This is a genomic window from Rahnella ecdela (assembly GCF_019049625.1).
Lineage (GTDB): Bacteria > Pseudomonadota > Gammaproteobacteria > Enterobacterales > Enterobacteriaceae > Rahnella > Rahnella ecdela.
Genome location: NZ_JAFMOY010000133.1, coordinates 426,946 through 445,718, shown reverse-complemented (window position 1 = coordinate 445,718; position 18,773 = coordinate 426,946). Strand labels below are relative to the sequence as shown.

The 18,773-nt window shown below is 41.9% G+C and carries 15 protein-coding genes; all 15 read left to right on the top strand.

Annotation, left to right across the window (positions count from 1 at the left end; genetic code table 11):
* Positions 1-116 precede the first annotated feature (116 nt).
* Entirely contained in the window at positions 117-713 is a 597-nt protein-coding gene (locus J1784_RS25390; RefSeq protein WP_217151476.1) for a helix-turn-helix domain-containing protein, read from the top strand.
* Positions 714-789: 76 nt separating this feature from the next.
* Positions 790-1,470, top strand: coding sequence for an EAL domain-containing protein (locus J1784_RS25385; protein ID WP_217151475.1), 681 nt, complete (start codon positions 790-792; stop codon positions 1,468-1,470).
* 394 nt (positions 1,471-1,864) lie between these two features.
* Positions 1,865-3,295, top strand: a complete 1,431-nt coding sequence (gene wbaP / locus J1784_RS25380) for an undecaprenyl-phosphate galactose phosphotransferase WbaP (protein ID WP_217151474.1) — start codon at positions 1,865-1,867, stop codon at positions 3,293-3,295.
* 257 nt (positions 3,296-3,552) lie between these two features.
* Positions 3,553-4,692 (top strand): polysaccharide export protein, encoded by a 1,140-nt coding sequence (locus J1784_RS25375; protein ID WP_217151640.1) that lies wholly within the window; start codon positions 3,553-3,555, stop codon positions 4,690-4,692.
* Positions 4,692-5,126 (top strand): arsenate reductase/protein-tyrosine-phosphatase family protein, encoded by a 435-nt coding sequence (locus tag J1784_RS25370; RefSeq protein WP_274387351.1) that lies wholly within the window; start codon positions 4,692-4,694, stop codon positions 5,124-5,126. The genes J1784_RS25375 and J1784_RS25370 overlap by 1 nt, the downstream gene beginning before the upstream one ends.
* Positions 5,127-5,147: 21 nt before the next feature.
* A complete protein-coding gene (locus J1784_RS25365; protein WP_217151472.1) occupies positions 5,148-7,319 on the top strand; it encodes a polysaccharide biosynthesis tyrosine autokinase in 2,172 nt (723 codons plus the stop codon).
* 58 nt (positions 7,320-7,377) lie between these two features.
* Positions 7,378-8,838, top strand: coding sequence for a lipopolysaccharide biosynthesis protein (locus J1784_RS25360; protein WP_217151471.1), 1,461 nt, complete (start codon positions 7,378-7,380; stop codon positions 8,836-8,838).
* Positions 8,838-9,977, top strand: a complete 1,140-nt coding sequence (locus J1784_RS25355) for a glycosyltransferase family 4 protein (RefSeq protein WP_217151470.1) — start codon at positions 8,838-8,840, stop codon at positions 9,975-9,977. Before J1784_RS25360 ends, J1784_RS25355 begins: the two co-directional genes overlap by 1 nt.
* Entirely contained in the window at positions 9,974-11,074 is a 1,101-nt protein-coding gene (locus J1784_RS25350; RefSeq protein ID WP_217151469.1) for a glycosyltransferase family 4 protein, read from the top strand. The genes J1784_RS25355 and J1784_RS25350 overlap by 4 nt, the downstream gene beginning before the upstream one ends.
* Positions 11,075-11,089: 15 nt before the next feature.
* Positions 11,090-12,271 (top strand): O-antigen ligase family protein, encoded by a 1,182-nt coding sequence (locus J1784_RS25345; protein WP_217151468.1) that lies wholly within the window; start codon positions 11,090-11,092, stop codon positions 12,269-12,271.
* A gap of 8 nt (positions 12,272-12,279) precedes the next feature.
* Positions 12,280-13,581, top strand: a complete 1,302-nt coding sequence (locus tag J1784_RS25340) for a glycosyl hydrolase family 28-related protein (RefSeq protein WP_217151467.1) — start codon at positions 12,280-12,282, stop codon at positions 13,579-13,581.
* A 79-nt stretch (positions 13,582-13,660) separates the two neighbouring features.
* Complete coding sequence (locus tag J1784_RS25335; protein WP_217151466.1) at positions 13,661-14,611, top strand: acyltransferase family protein; 951 nt, start codon at positions 13,661-13,663, stop codon at positions 14,609-14,611.
* A gap of 75 nt (positions 14,612-14,686) precedes the next feature.
* Complete coding sequence (locus J1784_RS25330; RefSeq protein ID WP_217151465.1) at positions 14,687-16,108, top strand: mannose-1-phosphate guanylyltransferase/mannose-6-phosphate isomerase; 1,422 nt, start codon at positions 14,687-14,689, stop codon at positions 16,106-16,108.
* 14 nt (positions 16,109-16,122) lie between these two features.
* Positions 16,123-17,502 carry a phosphomannomutase CpsG gene (gene cpsG, locus J1784_RS25325; RefSeq protein ID WP_217151464.1) on the top strand — a complete coding sequence of 460 codons (1,380 nt, stop codon included), beginning with the start codon at positions 16,123-16,125 and terminating at the stop codon, positions 17,500-17,502.
* Positions 17,503-17,585: 83 nt separating this feature from the next.
* Positions 17,586-18,740, top strand: a complete 1,155-nt coding sequence (locus J1784_RS25320; RefSeq protein WP_217151463.1) for a glycosyltransferase family 4 protein — start codon at positions 17,586-17,588, stop codon at positions 18,738-18,740.
* Positions 18,741-18,773 lie beyond the last annotated feature (33 nt).

Sequence of the window (18,773 nt, the reverse complement as noted above, 5' to 3'; positions counted from 1 at the left end):
GATTTAGAGCGAATGTTAACATTCGTTTTTCTTATATCGTTCTGAGAGTGCTTTATTCTTCCCCGGTTTACGGGGCAGGATTCAGTGTTTTTAAAACCTCACAATTAGGCGGCCCAATGCCTCGGGTAATAATTTGGAGTGAGTGCCAGTACACAAAACTGGCGTTGAAAGAAATAATCTCCAAGAAGCTACCTTACGTTAATGATGTCATCTCTTATGACCAGGGCGATGAGGTGAGTTTGTATGCAAAGGATTATCTGATCATTGATCCATCAGGTGGCGGGTTCCACAGATGCTATGAGTTTCTGCGAGAAAACGTGAATATATTGGACCCGATAAGGATCCTGATTATGTCATCTGCGGTCGATATGTTGATGCTGGAGCTTCTGCTTAAGAAAGAATTTAAGTTTCTTAAAAAGAAAAATGAACTGCCTGAAGTGGTGACGTCGGTGGAGCAGTTAATCCAGCTCCAGGGCATAACGATTAACAAGGAATCCTTCAATTATAATATCACCAAGATGGAAGAAAAAGTTTTAGTGATGATGATGTCAGGTCTGTCCGTGACCAGCATATCAAATATTCTGAAACTGAGTGTGAAGACAGTAAGTGTCCATAAGTGCAATTCTTTAAGAAAAATAGGCGTTGACGCCAACAGCAGTTCAGCCCTTTTTTTTCTGCACAAGCATGCAGTAGGGCGCCGCATTAATAGCTAAAATATCATTATTTCTTAATTAAAATTAGATGAATTTATGCGCTGTTTTTTGTGTGATGCAATGTCTGGGGAAGCAGATGAATCCATTAAAAGCGGGGGGGACAGATTATATCTATCAGCCTATTATTTCTTTTTCCGGGGTCATTCTCGGCTTTGAGTTAGTCACCGGAGTGAGTGAAAATCGATCTGATTCAGAATGTTATGAGTCATCGCTTACCCCCGATGAGAAAGTGAAGGCATTTTATGAGCAGGTAACACTGGCGGGTATGAACGAAAACATATTTATCGATAATGATTTTTTATTATCGATAAATATCGACTATGACATCGCTGTTCATATTGTCGATAACCCGTCTATGCATAAGGTGCTCAAACGGTATAGCCACATAAGGTTAGAGATTGATGACAATTTCCCGGAATTCAGAACCGGGCAGGAACGTCCTGTACTTCAGGCTTTGTCAGAATGTTGCCCGCTGTGGCTGGACAATTTCGGAGCAGGATTCACCAGTTTGTCTCTGATAATGAATGAAAAGTTTGAATATATAAAAATTAGCAAGACCTTTTTTTGGCAACACCAGGGAACCATTTCGCTCAGAAAAATTATAGAACACCTCAGGCCTTATTGTGACGGTGTCATCATTAATGGCGTGGAGAACTCACAGCACATTGAGTATTTAAGTGGCAGTAATATCCTGGCTATGCAAGGGGCATTGTGGGTGCCATATAGTCAGGGAGAATTTATTCAGTCATTTTTTTGAAAAGTAAAAAGTTATAAAATGAGAAAGCATATTCTTATTTGTTGATGATGGTTTTATTTATAAGTTAACACGCAGTAATCACCATAAATATTCAGGTGAGGGTTAACTGCGTTAGAGATTATTCGATGTGAAATTTTGGCAAATTGGTGGCCGTAAACCAGGGGCGGTAGCGTAGCCAAAATTTGATGATTCATTGCAATTATAGAAATTATTTTTCTGATTATTTTAATTAATACGTCCTTATCATGCGGTAAAACGTGCAATGCGTTTTATTTATTATTATCACATCCGGTGTCTGACTCACGCGCCTGCAGAATTATTATTTATCATCAAAGAATTCCTTCAGGCAAACGCGTGAGGGAGGATTATTATCGTTAATTGTTGTGAGGTGCATATGCCATTTCTCACCAGGAATCTTTGGTCTAGTTTATTACTCGCTTTGTCCGATTTCCTTAGCTTCACGCTTTCTCTGTATCTGGCTAAATGGATACTCGGGGAAGTCATCACGCACTTTGAACAACGGATCCCCGATGCCCAGACTTCAGGCTGGATTGCCCTGCACGGCTTGTTAGCCATTTGTTGTGTAGGGTGGTTTCACCTGCGTTTGCGGCATTATTACTACCGCAAAACCTTCTGGTTTGAGCTGAAAGAAATCCTGCGCACACTGCTTATCTTTGCGCTAATCGAAATAGCAGTTATCGCTTTTGCGAAGTGGTATTTCTCCCGCTACCTTTGGGTACTGACCTGGACTCTGGTGCTTGTTCTGGTACCGGTGGCGAGAATGATGACCAAACGTGCGCTTGATTCTCTGGGGATGTGGGAACGTGACGCTATCATTATTGGCAGCGGAAATAATGCGCGGGAAGGCTACAACGCCATTAAAAGCGACAGGAATCTGGGATTGCGTGTCATCAAATTTATTTCCAGCGAACGTGATGATAAGCCCGGAGATACCATAGAAGGTGTGCCGGTCATGCCTTCGGATGAGCACTGGGTACGTGCAAACGTTGATAAGAAGACCCAGTTTATTGTGGCCGTTGAGTCTCATCAGAGTGGGATCCGCAACGCCTGGCTTCGCGTGTTTATGATTAACGGCTACCGTTCTGTTTCGGTTATCCCGAGCCTTCGCGGCATGCCGCTGGACAACACCGATATGTCATTCATTTTCAGCCAGGAAGTGATGATTTTCCGGGTACATCAGAATCTGGCGAAATGGTCTTCACGCGCTGCCAAACGGATGTTCGATATTGCAGGTTCACTGGCAATCATAGTGCTGCTCGCGCCTTTGCTTCTCTATATCAGCCGTAAGGTGAGAAAAGACGGTGGCCCGGCGATATATGGTCATGAACGTATTGGCCAAAACGGTAAGCCATTCAAATGTCTTAAGTTCCGTTCGATGGTGATTAATTCGAAGGAAGTGCTGGAAGATTTACTTGAGAATAATGCCGAGGCGCGACAGGAATGGGATCTGACGTTCAAACTGAAATATGACCCGCGCATTACTGCCATCGGTAATTTTCTGCGCAGAACAAGTCTGGATGAATTACCGCAACTCTTTAACGTACTGAAAGGCGAAATGAGTCTGGTAGGCCCGCGTCCTATTATTACCGCTGAGCTGGACCGCTATTACGATGAAGTTGAATATTACCTGCTCAGTAAACCGGGAATGACCGGGCTTTGGCAGGTGAGCGGGCGCAGTGAAGTGGATTACTCCACGCGTGTTTATCTTGATGCCTGGTACGTAAAAAACTGGTCAATGTGGAATGACATTGCCATTTTATTTAAAACCGTCGGCGTTGTGCTTAAAAAAGAGGGCGCTTATTAGTTCGTGAAAATAAATCACTTGAAAAAGTCGTGATTGTATAAAGCATCAGTTCCCCTTCATATAAATAACACACCATTTTCATTAATTCTTTTTCCTGCAACCTGAGTTTCGGTGAAAGCCGAAATTTTTGTTGCAGATAAAGTCATTGTATTTATTGGAATTGTCTTCACACAGGAATGATAGTTTCCGGCTGCCGGATTGCAGGTTTTTCCTGTCCATTGGCAGATATTTAACTGAACTACAGATGATATTAAATGATGAAAAAAAGCTTTTTGAATATTTCTGTAATGATAGCCACACTTGGGATGCTAAGTGGATGTACGGTAATTCCGGGGCAGAGTTTACACACCACCGGAAAGGCAATCGTAGAACAGCCAGATAATAATTATAATATTGATAAACTTGTTAATATTTTTCCGCTGACCCCTTCTCTGGTGGACAGCTTAAGGTCGCCAGCTGTTATTGCCCGACCTAATCCGGAGTTAGATGAGCAGTTAAAAAAATATGAATATCACATAGGCGTCGGGGATGTCCTTATGGTGACCGTCTGGGATCACCCTGAGCTGACTACACCCGCAGGCCAGTACCGAAGTGCCAGCGATACCGGCAACTGGGTAAATTCTGACGGAACGATTTTCTATCCTTATATCGGAAAATTAAAAGTGACCGGAGAGACGGTCACCCAGGTCCGTCAGGAAATCAGTACCCGGCTGGCGACGTATATCGAAAGCCCGCAGGTTGATGTCAGCATCGCGGCATTCCGTTCGCAAAAGATCTACACCACCGGCGAAGTCATAAAATCTGGCCAGCAACCCATTACTAACATTCCTCTAACGGTGATAGATGCGATCAATGCGGCTGGCGGATTAGCGCCGGATGCCGACTGGCGTAACGTGGTGCTCAACCACAATGGCCACGATACGCAAATCTCACTGCATGCCCTGATGCAAAAAGGTGACCTGACGCAGAACCGGTTATTGTATCCCGGTGACATTCTGTTCGTGCCGCGTAACGACGATCTGAAAGTGTTTGTGATGGGGGAAGTCACTAAGCAAAGCACCCTGAAGATGGATCGCAGCGGAATGACGCTGGCAGAGGCGCTGGGCAATTCAGACGGTATTGCTCAGAGCACGGCGGATGCTTCCGGAATATTTGTAATCCGTCCTCTTAAGGGTAACAACAAAGGTAAAATTGCGAACATCTATCAGCTGAATGCGAAAGATGCCTCTTCAATGGTGATAAGCACAGAATTCCAGCTGCAACCTTACGACATTGTTTATGTCACCACGGCACCGATTGTTCGCTGGAACCGTGTGATTTCGCAGATTGTCCCGACCATTACCGGCGTGCATGACATGATCGAAGCGGGTCGCTTCGTCCGACAATGGAATCCCTGATGTTTGATTCTATTTTGGTCGTTTGCACCGGCAATATTTGCCGTTCACCTATTGCGGAAAGGCTATTAAGGGGTTTGCTCCCGGACAAGAGAATAGATTCAGCGGGAATGGCCGCGTTAGTAGATAACCCGGCAGATCCCGCAGCTGTGCAGATAGCGAAAAAGCACGAGCTCATTCTCGATGACCATCGCGGCAGACAATTCACCGCCTCCCTTGGCCGCCAGTACGACCTCATTCTGGTTATGGAAAAATCGCATCAGGAACAGATCAGCCGGGTTTCTCCCGAAGCACGGGGAAAGATCATGCTCCTGGGGCACTGGGACGGGGCCAGAGAAATTCCGGATCCTTATCGTAAAAGTCAGGAAGCCTTTGAGGCTATATATCGTTTAATTGACCAGGCTTGCCAGTCCTGGTTGCAAAAACTGAACGGATAACTCCATCTGGGAAACCAACGCATGTCACCCGTCATTTCAAAAACACCCGCTTCACCCGATTCAGATGAAATAGATGTAGGGCGCCTATTTGGTGAGCTTATTGATCACCGAAAAATGATTATTTGTATTACCACCGTATTCACGGTGCTGGCTGTGATTTATGTTCTTTTCGCTACGCCAATTTATCAGGCGGATGCTCTAATTCAGGTTGAACAGAAGCAGGGCAATGCCATCCTTGAAAGCCTGAGTCAGGTACTTCCCGATTCTCAGCCACAATCTGCTCCGGAAATCGCACTGTTGCAGTCACGCATGGTCCTCGGCAAAACAGTCGATGACCTGAATCTGCAGGCCGTGGTTAAGCAGAAGTATTTCCCGATTTTTGGGCGTGGATGGGCAAGGTTAACCGGAGAAGCACCGGGTACGTTGTCAATCGGTCACTTATATTTACCCGTCAGTGACAGTAACGTTCCGAAAATAACCCTCGAAGTTATAGATAAAAATAACTATCTGGTCAAAGGGGACGACTTTGAAATAAAGGGTGTGGTCGGAAATCTGCTTAATGACAAGGGCATTTCGTTACTCGTAAAGGATATACAGGCCGCGGCAGGTACCCAATTTAACGTCTACTATCTGAGCCGGCTACGGGCAATAAATGATCTGCTCGATACGTTTAATGTTAGTGACCAGGGGAAAGATACTGGGATCCTGAATCTTTCAATAAATGGGGATCATCAGGAACATATCTCGGCGATATTGAACAGTATCAGCCAGAATTATCTTGATCAAAATATCGCTCGTCAGGCTGCTCAGAATGCGAAAAGTCTCGAATTTCTTGAACGCCAGTTACCGCAGGTTCGCACAGATCTCAATACCGCCGAAGACAATCTGAATACGTATCGCCGCCAGAAAGATTCCGTCGATTTGTCACTTGAGGCCAAGTCGGTGCTGGATCAGATAGTCAATGTCGAAAGCCAGTTAAACGAGCTGACATTCCGTGAGGCGGAGATTTCGCAGCTTTATACGAAAGACCATCCGACGTATAAAGCACTGCTGGAAAAACGTCAGACATTGCTCAAAGAGCGGGACCGGTTGAACAAAAGCGTCTCTGCAATGCCTGCAACGCAGCAGGAAGTTGCCAGACTCAGCCGCGACGCTGAATCTAATCGCGCTATTTACATGCAACTGTTGAATCGCCAGCAGGAACTCAGCATCGCTAAATCGAGTGCAATTGGTAATGTGCGCATCATCGATACTGCGGTCACGGAACCCAAAGCAGTCAAGCCTAAAAAAGTGCTGATTGTATTAATTGGTCTTATATTAGGGGGGCTGATTTCAATCAGTATCGTGTTGTTACGTGTATTCCTGAGGAAAGGTATAGATTCACCTGAACAGCTCGAAGAAAGAGGAATTAATGTTTATGCGAGTATTCCCCTGTCGGAATGGCTGAGCAGAAAAAATAAGTCAGGTAGAATCAGACCCAATAAAGCAAAAAGAAAAGACAAGCAAACAAGTTTTCTTGTGGTTGAAAATTCTGCGGACCTCGCTATTGAAGCAATACGCAGTCTGCGCACGAGTCTTCATTTCGCCATGATGGAAGCTAAAAATAATGTACTGATGATTTCAGGGCCAAGCCAGAACGCCGGCAAAACCTTCGTCAGTAGTAACCTGGCCGCAGTCCTTGCACAGACAAATAAAAAGATACTTTTGATTGATGCAGATATGCGAAGAGGCCATGTTCATAAAATATTGAAAGCAGGCGTGGAGAATGGTCTTTCAGACATCTTGTCCGGGAGATCAAACCATCAATCTGCAACGGTAAATATACCTGCTGTCGGTATAGATTTTATTTCACGAGGAGAGATAGCGCCTAATCCGGCTGAGTTACTGATGCATAAGAGATTCGAAATGTTGATCAACTGGGCATCGGAAAATTATGATCTGGTTATTATTGATACGCCGCCAATTCTTGCTGTCACCGATGCTGCAATCATCGGCAGATATGTCGGTACCACATTGCTGGTAGCTCGCTTTGAAATGAATACGGTGAAAGAAGTCGAAGTGAGCATAAGAAGGTTTGAGCAGAGTGGTGTTAAGGTTAAAGGTTGTATTATTAACAGCGTGATTAAAAAGGCCAGTAGCTATTATGGGTATGGTTACAGTGGCTACGGCTATGCTTATTCGGACGATAAATAGCACTCATGTTAAAAGTAACAAGCCTGCCCGCAGGTTTTGTCGGATTTAAAAGACGAATATGATAACTAAATCAATAAAAGAGCGCACTATTTCAGGGCTAATCTGGAATGCCATTGAAAGGTTTATGGTACAGGGCGGACAATTCGTTATCCGCATTATGATAGCAAGGATGATTACTCCTGCAGAGTACGGCCTGGTAGGTATGGTGGCAGTATTTCTGGTGCTTTCTGATGTGATAATTAACGGAGGTTTCTCACAGGCATTAATTCAAAAAAAAGACCGCACAGACTTAGATTACTCAACTGTTTTTTATATAAACTTTGTATTGGGTTTGATGATATATGTGGTTCTTTATTTCTTAGCCCCACAAATATCAGAGTTTTATAATGACAACAGACTTATCGAAGTCATCAGGTTGATATCAATCAGCATTGTCATTAAATCACTTAGCGTTGTTCAGATAGCAAAGTTAAGCATAGAATTAAATTTCAAGCTAAAAACATTAGTTAATTTTTGGGCGGTACTGATTAGTGGCATATTTGCTATTTATCTGGCTTATATGAAATATGGTGTATTTGCACTAGTTTATCAGGCAATAAGCTATTCAGCTATCGTTACCGTCCTGATGTTTATTGTTTCCAAATGGCGGCCTAAACTGGAGTTTTCATTGGCCCGAACCAAAGAGCTGTTCAATTTTGGATCAAAGGTGTTTTTAGCAGGGCTCACCGGCGTGTTATCAGATAACTCATATTCAATCCTTATCGGTCGCCTCTTTACGAGCATGGAAGTCGGGTATTATTCGCAAGGCCGGAACTTGCCTGACTTACTGTCTGTAAACCTGTTCAACATTTTGCAAGGTGTTTTGTTTCCGGTAATGGCTGCTGCACAGGATGACAGGGAACGGTTGCTGAAAATATATAAAAAGAGCCTGGATATGACCGCCTTCATCGTTCTTCCTTGTATGGTTGGACTCGTGGTGATTGCGGAGCCCTTTGTCAGATTATTCCTTACTGATAAGTGGCTACCTTCCGTTTTCATTATCCAGTGGCTGGCTCTGTCTCGTATGATTATTCCTCTTGGTGCGATAAATGCAAATCTTCTAAATGCAGTCGGTCGATCTGACCTGTATCTGAAGATTGACCTGATAAAACTCCCTTTGACGATAATTGGTCTGTTTATGTCCGCTCCATTTGGATTGAAGTACATGGTTATAAGTAACTTTGTGATTTCTATATTTTACTTTTTTATTAACGCTTACTATCCAGGAAAATTGTTTGGGTATGGTGCGATAAAGCAGCTGAAAGATATGTCTTTAATATTCATTGCGACACTATTGATGTTTTTATCGACCTACTTTTTCAGTGTCGATGGCGGATTCATTGACATTATATTGAAGGTTATTTTGGGTGTCATAGTTTACATGCTGTGTTGCGCTATGCTCAAAGTTAATGCTCTTTGGGAAGTTCTGAATTATGCCAAAGGGAAGATGAATAAGAACAGACAGATAGGTGGTGCATAATGCGGAAGGTATTAATTCTCACCAATGAATTTTATCCCTTCAAAGGTGGTATTGGTCGGTATTGTGAAGAGTTAATTAATGTCATTAAACATGATAATCAGGTAACTCTGATTGCCCCTGAATATAATGATAAGCTCAGGTATAGTGACATCAGCAAAAATGTGGCATTAAATCTTTTTTCCGGTGGACAGTTTAAATATTGGCATTTGCCAAAATTAATAAAAAAAGTAATATCTATAAATTTTGATGAATATGACTATATTTTGGTCGCAGACTGGCCATTTTGGGTTGCCATACAATTCGTTAATAGATTTATTCTGCATAAAAAAATAAAATTTAATCTTATGCTACATGGAAGTGAAGTCCTTAATCTAAAGAATGGTAAGGCTTCTGTGTTTGCAAGGGTATTAAATTTATTTACTGGTGTGGAAACTATTTTTACTAACAGTAATTATACGAAAGGTATTTTGCTGGAAAACCATCACGTTCCAAAAGAGATCCCGGTGGTTGTTACTTATCTTGGTGTTTCTCAAGATTTGAAGTTAAGCAATGAAACATATCTTAATAATACTAATTCAGGGCAGTTCAATATACTTACTGTTGGAAGATTAGACGACAGAAAAGGGTATGATCATGTTATTAAATCATTAGGATTACTTCCTCCAAATATCAGAAAAAAAATTCTCTATACCATCGTGGGTAATGGTAGTGATGAGTTTATAGAGAATTTGAAAGCACTGGCTAATCAGAATGACGTCAGACTCATGATTCGGTCTGGCGTTGGTGATGAAGAACTTAAGAAAATCTATCAGCAAAACAATATATTTGTGCTTGCTGCAAAGCATAGTAATAAAAAAATTGAAGGTTTCGGATTGGTATTTCTGGAGGCCGCAATCTACGGTATACCTTCTGTTGCAACAGATGTGGGCGCAATCAGTGAAGTTGTAATAAATAACCGTAACGGCCTCGTAGTAAAAGAAGATATTCAGGAGATATCTCAGGCAATCATGAAGCTCTACACGGACAGAGAGTTGCTCAGTGAATTAAGCAATAACTGTATTTCTGATGTGAAGAAATTCACCTGGTCCAAGCTTGCAGATCTCACTTTGAATGATATAAAAAAGGGAGAAACACAATGAAAAAAGAAAAAGTTCTGTACGTTGATACCTGCCATGATGTCGCCGGTGGACAAAGAAGTCTGATTGCATTGTTAGAAAAAATTAGTGATAAAGTGGATTTTAATATCCTGATTGACAAAGAAAACAGCAAATACAAAAGGGAATTACTGAACTCAGGGATCAACGAAAGTCATATTCATTATATTGATAGCAAGCCATTTAACTCACGAGTTCTGGGGGGGATCAATCTGATGTTTCGAACTTTAATGAGAAGTAAATACTATTCCATAGTACATTGTAATACATTTTATGATGGGCTGTTTGCAATGCCGTCATTCCGACTAAGAGGACGTAAAACAGTTTTTCGCGCACGATGCGGTATTGAGTTATCGAATCACGGTTTCGTTGACAACGTCATATACCGGCTTTCAACGGTGATACTGGCGAACTCTGAATATGTCAAAAGTACGTTTAAACGAGTGTCGGATTCTCTATCTAAAATAAGTGTTATCTATAACCCACTCGACTTAAAATTTCTTGACAGAGCAAACGTGGAGTCTGTTCAGCATAATGAGAAGTATGTTATTGCGGTAATTGGAGCAATAACTGAAGTTAAGAATCAAATGGAAGTCTTGCATGCTCTTTATCTGATGAATGACACTTCAGTGAAGTTAAAATTTATTGGGGAACCAAGAAGCACTGAAAAAGATCAAGAATATTATAAGCAGATACAAGAATTCACCCAAGAACATAATCTGCACGAGCAGGTGGAATTTACAGGGTTTGTTTCTGATGTCCGCGAGAAGCTGCATGACGTAAATCTGGTATGTGTGCCATCAGACAGAGAACCATTAGGGAGAGTGATTTTCGAAACTCAGCTCTATGAAATCCCTGTGTTAGCTTCCGATTCAGGCGGTAATGCCGAACTGGTCGAAAATAATATCACAGGATATTTGTATGAGCTGGGCAACGTCGAACAACTTGCGGAAAAGCTTCAACTGGTCAAAACAGATCATTCACGCATAAAGACTAACGCTAAAGATTTCATCGTCAAGAGATTTTCCCCGGAACGTACTTACCTTGCTGAATTGAGTTTATACACGGACATATTGAAATAAGAATGAAGGTGTTTAATGCAATCTGTCAATAAGGATAGTATCGCAATTCAATGTTCATGCCTTGCTATGGCAATAATTACATTAATACCTTTTGGACGAGGGAATATATCCGGCCTTGAAATTTCTTTTCCATTTTCAATGCTTTCATTGTTTTTTTTCTTATTAATAAAAAGGAAAAAAAACAAACATTCTTTCTATATTATATTGTTTATTTCATTTTGGTCAGTTTGGGTGTTGTCAGGAATCACCTACAGTTATCTGTATTACCCTGGTTCAACAGACCACATTCCGGCCTTTTTGAGGTATTTCAGAATGCTGGAGATGTATATCCCCGGTGTTCTGATACTGGCATTTAGCCGGGGAATCAATGAGCGACAACAGAAGGGGATTACATTATTTTTTATCGTCCTCTTCGTTCTTGTCACCCTTGAAACATCAGTTGGATTCTTTGTGCAAAGCCAGGCACTGACAGCCACTCAGATGTATAAATACCCTGGAATGGGTTACGTGTTCAGGGCCGGAGGAGTGGCAAAAGATTCCAGTGCTTACAGTAATCTTATCCTTCTTCTGGGGCTTACGGCATTTATTGAACTAAAAACAGCAGGCAGAAACACGCTTCTCTTTATCATTATTTTTATTTGCTTTCTTATCAATATTTATCTTTCAATGTCCAGAAGTCTGCTGGTTGCTGTTCTGGTTTATTTTATTTTTACGCTTGGTATTGAGCGGAAAATTAAACCCCTGACATTGATATTAATCGCTGCATTTATCATTTCATTACTTATTTTTGGAATGAATAACGAGTATTTTTCATCTTTCTGGGGGCGATTGTCGGGTGCTAATCAGCAAGATATCAGTTCCGGCAGATTTACAACCTGGACATTGCTGCTTGGACTTGTTGGTGATAACCCTCTGCTTGGAGTAGGTTATCGCTTATCGACAGAGAAGTACGGACTTATTCCAGATAACATGTTTCTTTCACTATCGGTTGAGACCGGAGTTGTCGGTCTCGTATTGTATCTTTCGTTTCTGTTATCGCTGTGTGCATTTGTTTATAAGAATAATAGGGGAAAGTTCCCGCTGATTATTGCTTATATCATCTCTGGTATATTCATCGATATATCAACTTTTTGGGTAAGCGTTCCTTTATTTTTATTTACTATGAGTATCTATAAAAAGAGAGGTGTTCGTGATTAAGGTGAACAATGCGCAATCATGATAAATTTTTTAAAGAATGTATAAATGAACAGAGGCGTTCTTTTTTAAAGTATTCTTCTGTCAGATTTGCATGCTCGTATCTCATTCTTAATAATGCTTATGGTATCACTTCGGTGGCAGCCAAAATTCATGAACTTAGTGTGTTAGACTATGGTGCTAAAGGCGATGGTGTCAATGATGATTCTTTTGCCTTTCAGCGGGCATGTGATGTTGCGGCTAAGCTCGGCGGGGCCAGGATCCATTTACCAGACCCTGATAATTATTACAGACTGCTGTTTCCTGTTTATTTGTCAGATAACACAGAGGTCTTTGGTCAGGGAGAAAGCACCAGGGTCATATTTGAGGATCCTTTGTTTGTAAAGGGCCGGGGTGGTTTTGTTATTGGTTCCAGTCAGGAGGCCAACAGAGAATACGCCAGACAACGATATTTGCATAAACAGAATGTAACCACTATTAATCCTGATTTTAAAAACCCAGAACAACGCCAATATCTTCGGGATAATCCAAAGTTCTTACAGGCTGAAAATTCTGTCATCCATGATTTATATATTGAGGCTAAGTTCACCCAGCAATATATAAATAACTGGGGCGGTTACGGAGTTAATTTTGTAAACGCCCGAAACTGTCATGCTTATAACATTTGGGGACGAGGCTGGACTCAGTTGATCGGAATGGGGTCTGATGTGCCGCCAGAAACGCCGTCGAATCATAACTGCTCTGCTCGAAACCTGCATGTTATCAGTCCAGATCTTAAAAGAACTTATTACGCCATTGGGTTTATTGCGAACTCGACCAGCTGCGCCATTGAAAATGCACAACAGTATAGCCCCATGACCTCAGGTAGTTTAAACGGGAGCGGAATTGCAACTAACTTATGTGAAGACTGTGTCATTAAAAACATCCGAATACTGGACTTAGGGAAAACAGTTACATCTGAAGGAATTCTTATAAATAACTCTTCGGGTTGCAGAGTGGAAAACATACTTATCGGAAATGCCAGAACAGCGGTCTCGGTATTTTATAACGATGCGAACACTCTTAACCCTGAGAAGCCTAATTACTTCAATAATATTGAAGGCGTTAATTGTGATGTTGTGTTAGCTGTTTACTCTAAGTTTAATATCATCAGGTCCGTCTCAGGTGTTAACAGTAAATTCAATATCTTATTGAAAAATAGTAATGCGACAAATAATCATATTTATTCCTCGCCGGACGGAGTTACAGCATCAAAGAACCTTTCCCAGCATCTTCTCTCTGTCCATAAATTCATAGAGTCGCAGTTACGATAGTTATAGAAATAATTATCTATTACGGTAGCAATGATTTTGGTAATTAATTATGAGCTCAAGTAGCAACGAAAGAAATCAAATGGCAGATATTTTCAGGCTGGTATTTATTTTAATGGTAATCGCAATTCATGCCGGTGTTTTCTTTGGGAATCCACTATTAAGTTTTTATACTGTTGATGGTTTTTTTAGAGTGGCTGTTCCTATTTTCTTTATTATAAATGGTTTCTACTTTCAAAAAAATGTTACAGATTCTTTTAAATTTCGAAAGTGGCTGACTAGAGTTGTTTTATTATTTGTATCCTGGCAGGTGATCTATCTCCCGTTATATCTTCCTCTGCATGATATTAATTCTAACCATCTGGCTGTATTTTTCTCAGAGCTGATATTTGGTTATCATCATCTTTGGTACATTGCAGCTATGGCGTCGGGTGGCGTTGGATTGTATTTCTTAAGAAATCAAAGTCGCATTATATTTATATGCGTCGGACTTTTTTTTGCAGGAGCATTACTGCAATACAGCAGGGTGTTTATTAAACCTGATAGTTTGTATTATAAAGTGTTTTCCCAGTATTGGATTTTCAGAAATGGGTTGTTCTTCGGTTTTCCTATGATGTACATAGGATCGTACCTTGCCAGACATAATATTATCCAAAAAATTAGTGTTGATAAGATAAATCTGCTATTTATCTTAGGGGGTATTTTATTAACAGCCGAACTAACATTTGTTTATATTTGTGTTTTTAAAGGTGACTCATACCATATTGATTTTATCTTGTCATTGTTGCTTCTTTGTCCTGTCATATTTATCTTGCTAATGAAAGATACTAGAGTTTATTTTAAAGGTTTTAACACTAAAAATTTAGCGCTGATCTGTAGTGCTATGTATTTTACTCATCCTTACGTTATTAACTTCCTGACTGCCTCTGAGAGTCTTCCTAATAATGAAGTTTTTATGCTTACCATAGTTATCACTTTCTTTTTATCTCTCCTGTTGTTTTTATTTAGAAAGTGGTTGTATTTTCTCTTCTGATTAATTGTGAAAATATAAAATAATAATATTTCGCTATTAACTACATAAATACTTTCTCATTGATGCGGGGTAATCATGATCCTTCCAGTTATTATGGCCGGTGGTACCGGTAGTCGTTTGTGGCCAATGTCACGTGAGCTTTATCCAAAACAATTTCTTCGTCTGCATGGCGATAATTCAATGCTGCAGGAAACAGTTACCCGTTTAAATGGGCTGGATGTTTCTTCGCCGCTGGTTATTTGTAATGAAGAGCATCGTTTTCTTGTCGCTGAACAATTACGGCAAATAAACCAACTTTCGGACAATATTATTCTTGAGCCTGTCGGGCGTAATACCGCGCCTGCGATTACGCTCGCTGCGCTCAGTGCCATCGGCAATGATAATGACCCACTATTACTCGTGTTGGCGGCCGACCATGTGATCGAGTCCCCTGCAGCTTTCCATCATGCAGTACAGAATGCCATTCCTTTCGCAGAGCAGGGGAAGCTGGTGACTTTCGGCATTGTGCCGACTGGTCCTGAAACAGGGTACGGCTATATACAGCGGGGGACGGAATTCGCCAGTGATGCCGACCCGGTTTTTCGGGTGCAACGTTTTGTTGAGAAACCTGATCTTTCTACCGCATTGCAATATCTGGAAAGCGGTGAGTATTACTGGAACAGTGGCATGTTTTTGTTCCGCGCTAAGCGTTTTCTGGAAGAGATGGCGAAATTCAGGCCAGACATTCTCGAAGCCTGTCTTAACGCCATTGAAACCGCGCAGTCAGATGAGCAGCAGGATTTCATTCGCGTAGATAAAGACTCATTTATTTCATGTCCGGATGAATCTGTTGATTACGCGGTCATGGAAAAAACCACTGATGCCATCGTGGTTCCTTTGGACGCAGGCTGGAATGATGTGGGTTCCTGGTCTGCGCTTTGGGAAGTGAATGATAAAAATGACGAGGGTAATTCCGTTAATGGTGACGTCTTTACCCACAATGCGACGAATTGTTATATCAACACTGATGAGAAATTAGTGGCCGCGATTGGTGTGGATAATCTGGTGATTGTTAATACGAAAGATGCCGTATTAGTGATTGATAAAAATCAGGTACAAGATGTTAAAAAAGTCGTCGAGTATTTAAAAAATAATAAGCGCCGGGAATATCGTTTACATCGCGAATCATATCGCCCCTGGGGACGTAACGATAATATAGTGACCGCGCCCCGTTATCATATTAACCGGATAACCGTAAAACCCGGAGGACAGTTCTCATTACAAATGCATCATCACCGGACTGAACACTGGATCATTCTTTCAGGTACCGCCAGGATTATTCTTGAAGATAAAAATTATCTTCTTACCGAAAATGAATCCACGTTTATTCCTGTTGGTGCTCAGCACAGATTAGAAAATCCGGGGAAAATTCCCCTGGAGATTTTAGAAATCCAGTCCGGCTCTTATCTGGAAGATGACGATATTATTCGCATAAAAGATCACTATGGTCGTTGTTAATTTTGGGGTGGAATATGTCAGATGAATTGACGTGCTTTAAAGCTTACGATATTCGCGGTGAATTAGGTATGGAATTAAATGAAGATATTGCCTACAGAATTGGTCGCGCTTATGGCGAATATTTAAAGCCAAATAAAATGGTATTAGGTGGCGATGTTCGTTTAACCAGTGAAGTATTAAAACTAGCACTGGCGAAAGGTTTGCAGGATGCAGGTACCGATGTCGTCGATATCGGCGTGACCGGCACGGAAGAAATCTATTTTGCGACTTCTTATCTGGCTCTTGATGGCGGTATTGAAGTGACGGCCAGCCATAATCCGATGAATTATAATGGCATGAAACTGGTTCGGGAGAACTCGCGCCCCATTAGTGGCGATACAGGTTTACGCGATATCCAGGCGCTGGCGGAAGCCAATAATTTTCCAGCGGTAGATCCGGCTAAACGTGGCGGCTATGAAAAAGCCTCTGTGCTGGATGAGTATGTGGATAAGCTGCTAAGTTATGTCAATTTAGCGAACTTCACCCGGCCGTTAAAACTGGTGTTCAACTCCGGTAACGGAGCAGCCGGCCACGTTGTCGACGCCATTGAACAGCGGTTTATTGCCGCCGGAGCGCCGGTAGAATTTATCAAAGTTCACCATGACGCAGATGGCACATTCCCTAACGGTATTCCTAATCCGTTGTTGCCGGAATGCCGACAGGACACCACCGACGCCATCATTAAGCACAACGCAGATATGGGCATCGCGTTTGACGGTGATTTTGACCGGTGTTTTCTCTTTGATGATGCCGGAAATTTTATCGAAGGTTATTACATTGTGGGCCTGCTGGCTGATGCTTTCCTCGAAAAACATCCCAGCTCACGTATTATCCATGACCCGCGCCTGAGCTGGAATACCATTGATATCGTCACCGGTGCGGGCGGTGTGCCGGTGATGTCGAAAACGGGTCATGCTTTTATCAAAGAACGTATGCGCCAGGAAGATGCGGTTTATGGCGGCGAGATGAGCGCCCATCATTACTTCCGCGATTTCTATTACTGTGACAGCGGAATGATCCCCTGGTTGCTGGTCGCTGAATTATTACATGTTAAAGACAAATCCTTGCGGCAACTGATTAATGACCGGATCACTGCTTATCCTGCTTCCGGCGAAATAAACAGTTACCTGCAACAACCCAATGAATCTATTGCCCGCGTGTTAGCCATATATGAAACTGAAGCGATTAAAGTAGATCACACTGACGGAATAAGTCTTGAGTTTGATGAATGGCGTTTTAATCTTCGCAGCTCTAATACTGAACCGGTGGTCCGCCTGAATGTTGAATCCCGCGCTAATACAAAACTTATGCAGGAACAAACCAGGAGAATTCTTTCTATACTTCGCAGTATGTAATTATTAAAGCAATTTATTAAAGTGAGTGATAATAACTCGCTGTGGGTTTGTATTGCTCACTTTTCATTTATAAGGTTTAGATTATGTCACATGATGTGAGTGTGGGGATTGTTGCTGACTGGCTGGTGACATTTGCAGGGTCCGAAAAAGTTATTGCTGAATTTATTAAGTTATATCCGCAGGCTGATCTTTACTCAGTTGTCGATTTTCTTTCTGATGAATCCCGAAAGAAATTTTATGGCAAAGAAGCAACGACATCTTTTATACAGCGGTTACCTTTTGCGAAAAACAAATACCAACAATATTTGCCTTTAATGCCGCTGGCGATCGAACAACTTGATGTTACAGGGCATGACATTGTGCTTTCCAGCAGCCATGCGGTGGCCAAAGGTGTGCTGACCGGCCCCGATCAATTGCACATCAGCTATGTGCATTCTCCGATCCGTTATGCGTGGGATTTTCAGCATCAGTACCTGCGTGAAGCAGGACTGAATAAAGGGCTCAAAGGCAAACTGGCCCGCTGGTTCCTGCATAAAATCAGGATCTGGGATTACCGCACTGCGAATGGTGTCGATCACTTTATTGCTAATTCGCAGTTTATTGCGCGGCGGATTAAGAAAGTCTATGGGCGCGATGCTGATGTCATTTACCCGCCCGTTGATGTTGAACGCTTCACGTTGCAGGAAAACAAAGAGGACTTTTATTTTACTGCCTCTCGGATGGTTCCCTATAAGCGTATCGATCTGGTTGTTGAGGCATTTAGCCAGATGCCGGATAAGAAGCTGGTGGTTATCGGTGACGGCTCTGAAATGAGCAAGATCAAAGCCAAATCGGGCAGTAATATCCAAATACTGGGCTATCAGCCTGACGATGTGATGCAAGATTATATGCGGCGCGCGAAAGCTTTTGTATTTGCAGCGGAAGAAGATTTTGGGATCACGCCGGTCGAAGCGCAAGCCAGCGGTACGCCGGTGATTGCCTTTGGCAAGGGAGGGGCTCTGGAAACGATCAGACCTTACGGTGAAAAGAATGCGACCGGATTATTTTTCGGGGAACAGACGGCGGAATCAATTATTAAAGCTGTGCGTCACTTTGATACCATTCAGGATTCTATTCTTCCGCTGGATTGTCGCGAAAACGCGTTAAAGTTCTCTGCGCAACGTTTTCATAATGAACTGGATGAGTATATCAAAAATAAATGGCATAATTTTAATGAACATAAGCGCGTCGTTTATTAATATCATCATTATTTCTTACTTTTCTGTCGTTGT

What these genes read in the sequence shown, in the direction of transcription:
- J1784_RS25390 (WP_217151476.1), top strand. Translation starts at nt 117, where the DNA reads ATGCCTCGGGTAATAATTTGGAGTGAGTGCCAGTACACAAAACTGGCG.
- J1784_RS25385 (WP_217151475.1), top strand. Translation starts at nt 790, where the DNA reads ATGAATCCATTAAAAGCGGGGGGGACAGATTATATCTATCAGCCTATT.
- wbaP (WP_217151474.1), top strand. Translation starts at nt 1,865, where the DNA reads ATGCCATTTCTCACCAGGAATCTTTGGTCTAGTTTATTACTCGCTTTG.
- J1784_RS25375 (WP_217151640.1), top strand. Translation starts at nt 3,553, where the DNA reads ATGAAAAAAAGCTTTTTGAATATTTCTGTAATGATAGCCACACTTGGG.
- J1784_RS25370 (WP_274387351.1), top strand. Translation starts at nt 4,692, where the DNA reads ATGTTTGATTCTATTTTGGTCGTTTGCACCGGCAATATTTGCCGTTCA.
- J1784_RS25365 (WP_217151472.1), top strand. Translation starts at nt 5,148, where the DNA reads ATGTCACCCGTCATTTCAAAAACACCCGCTTCACCCGATTCAGATGAA.
- J1784_RS25360 (WP_217151471.1), top strand. Translation starts at nt 7,378, where the DNA reads ATGATAACTAAATCAATAAAAGAGCGCACTATTTCAGGGCTAATCTGG.
- J1784_RS25355 (WP_217151470.1), top strand. Translation starts at nt 8,838, where the DNA reads ATGCGGAAGGTATTAATTCTCACCAATGAATTTTATCCCTTCAAAGGT.
- J1784_RS25350 (WP_217151469.1), top strand. Translation starts at nt 9,974, where the DNA reads ATGAAAAAAGAAAAAGTTCTGTACGTTGATACCTGCCATGATGTCGCC.
- J1784_RS25345 (WP_217151468.1), top strand. Translation starts at nt 11,090, where the DNA reads ATGCAATCTGTCAATAAGGATAGTATCGCAATTCAATGTTCATGCCTT.
- J1784_RS25340 (WP_217151467.1), top strand. Translation starts at nt 12,280, where the DNA reads ATGCGCAATCATGATAAATTTTTTAAAGAATGTATAAATGAACAGAGG.
- J1784_RS25335 (WP_217151466.1), top strand. Translation starts at nt 13,661, where the DNA reads ATGGCAGATATTTTCAGGCTGGTATTTATTTTAATGGTAATCGCAATT.
- J1784_RS25330 (WP_217151465.1), top strand. Translation starts at nt 14,687, where the DNA reads ATGATCCTTCCAGTTATTATGGCCGGTGGTACCGGTAGTCGTTTGTGG.
- cpsG (WP_217151464.1), top strand. Translation starts at nt 16,123, where the DNA reads ATGTCAGATGAATTGACGTGCTTTAAAGCTTACGATATTCGCGGTGAA.
- J1784_RS25320 (WP_217151463.1), top strand. Translation starts at nt 17,586, where the DNA reads ATGTCACATGATGTGAGTGTGGGGATTGTTGCTGACTGGCTGGTGACA.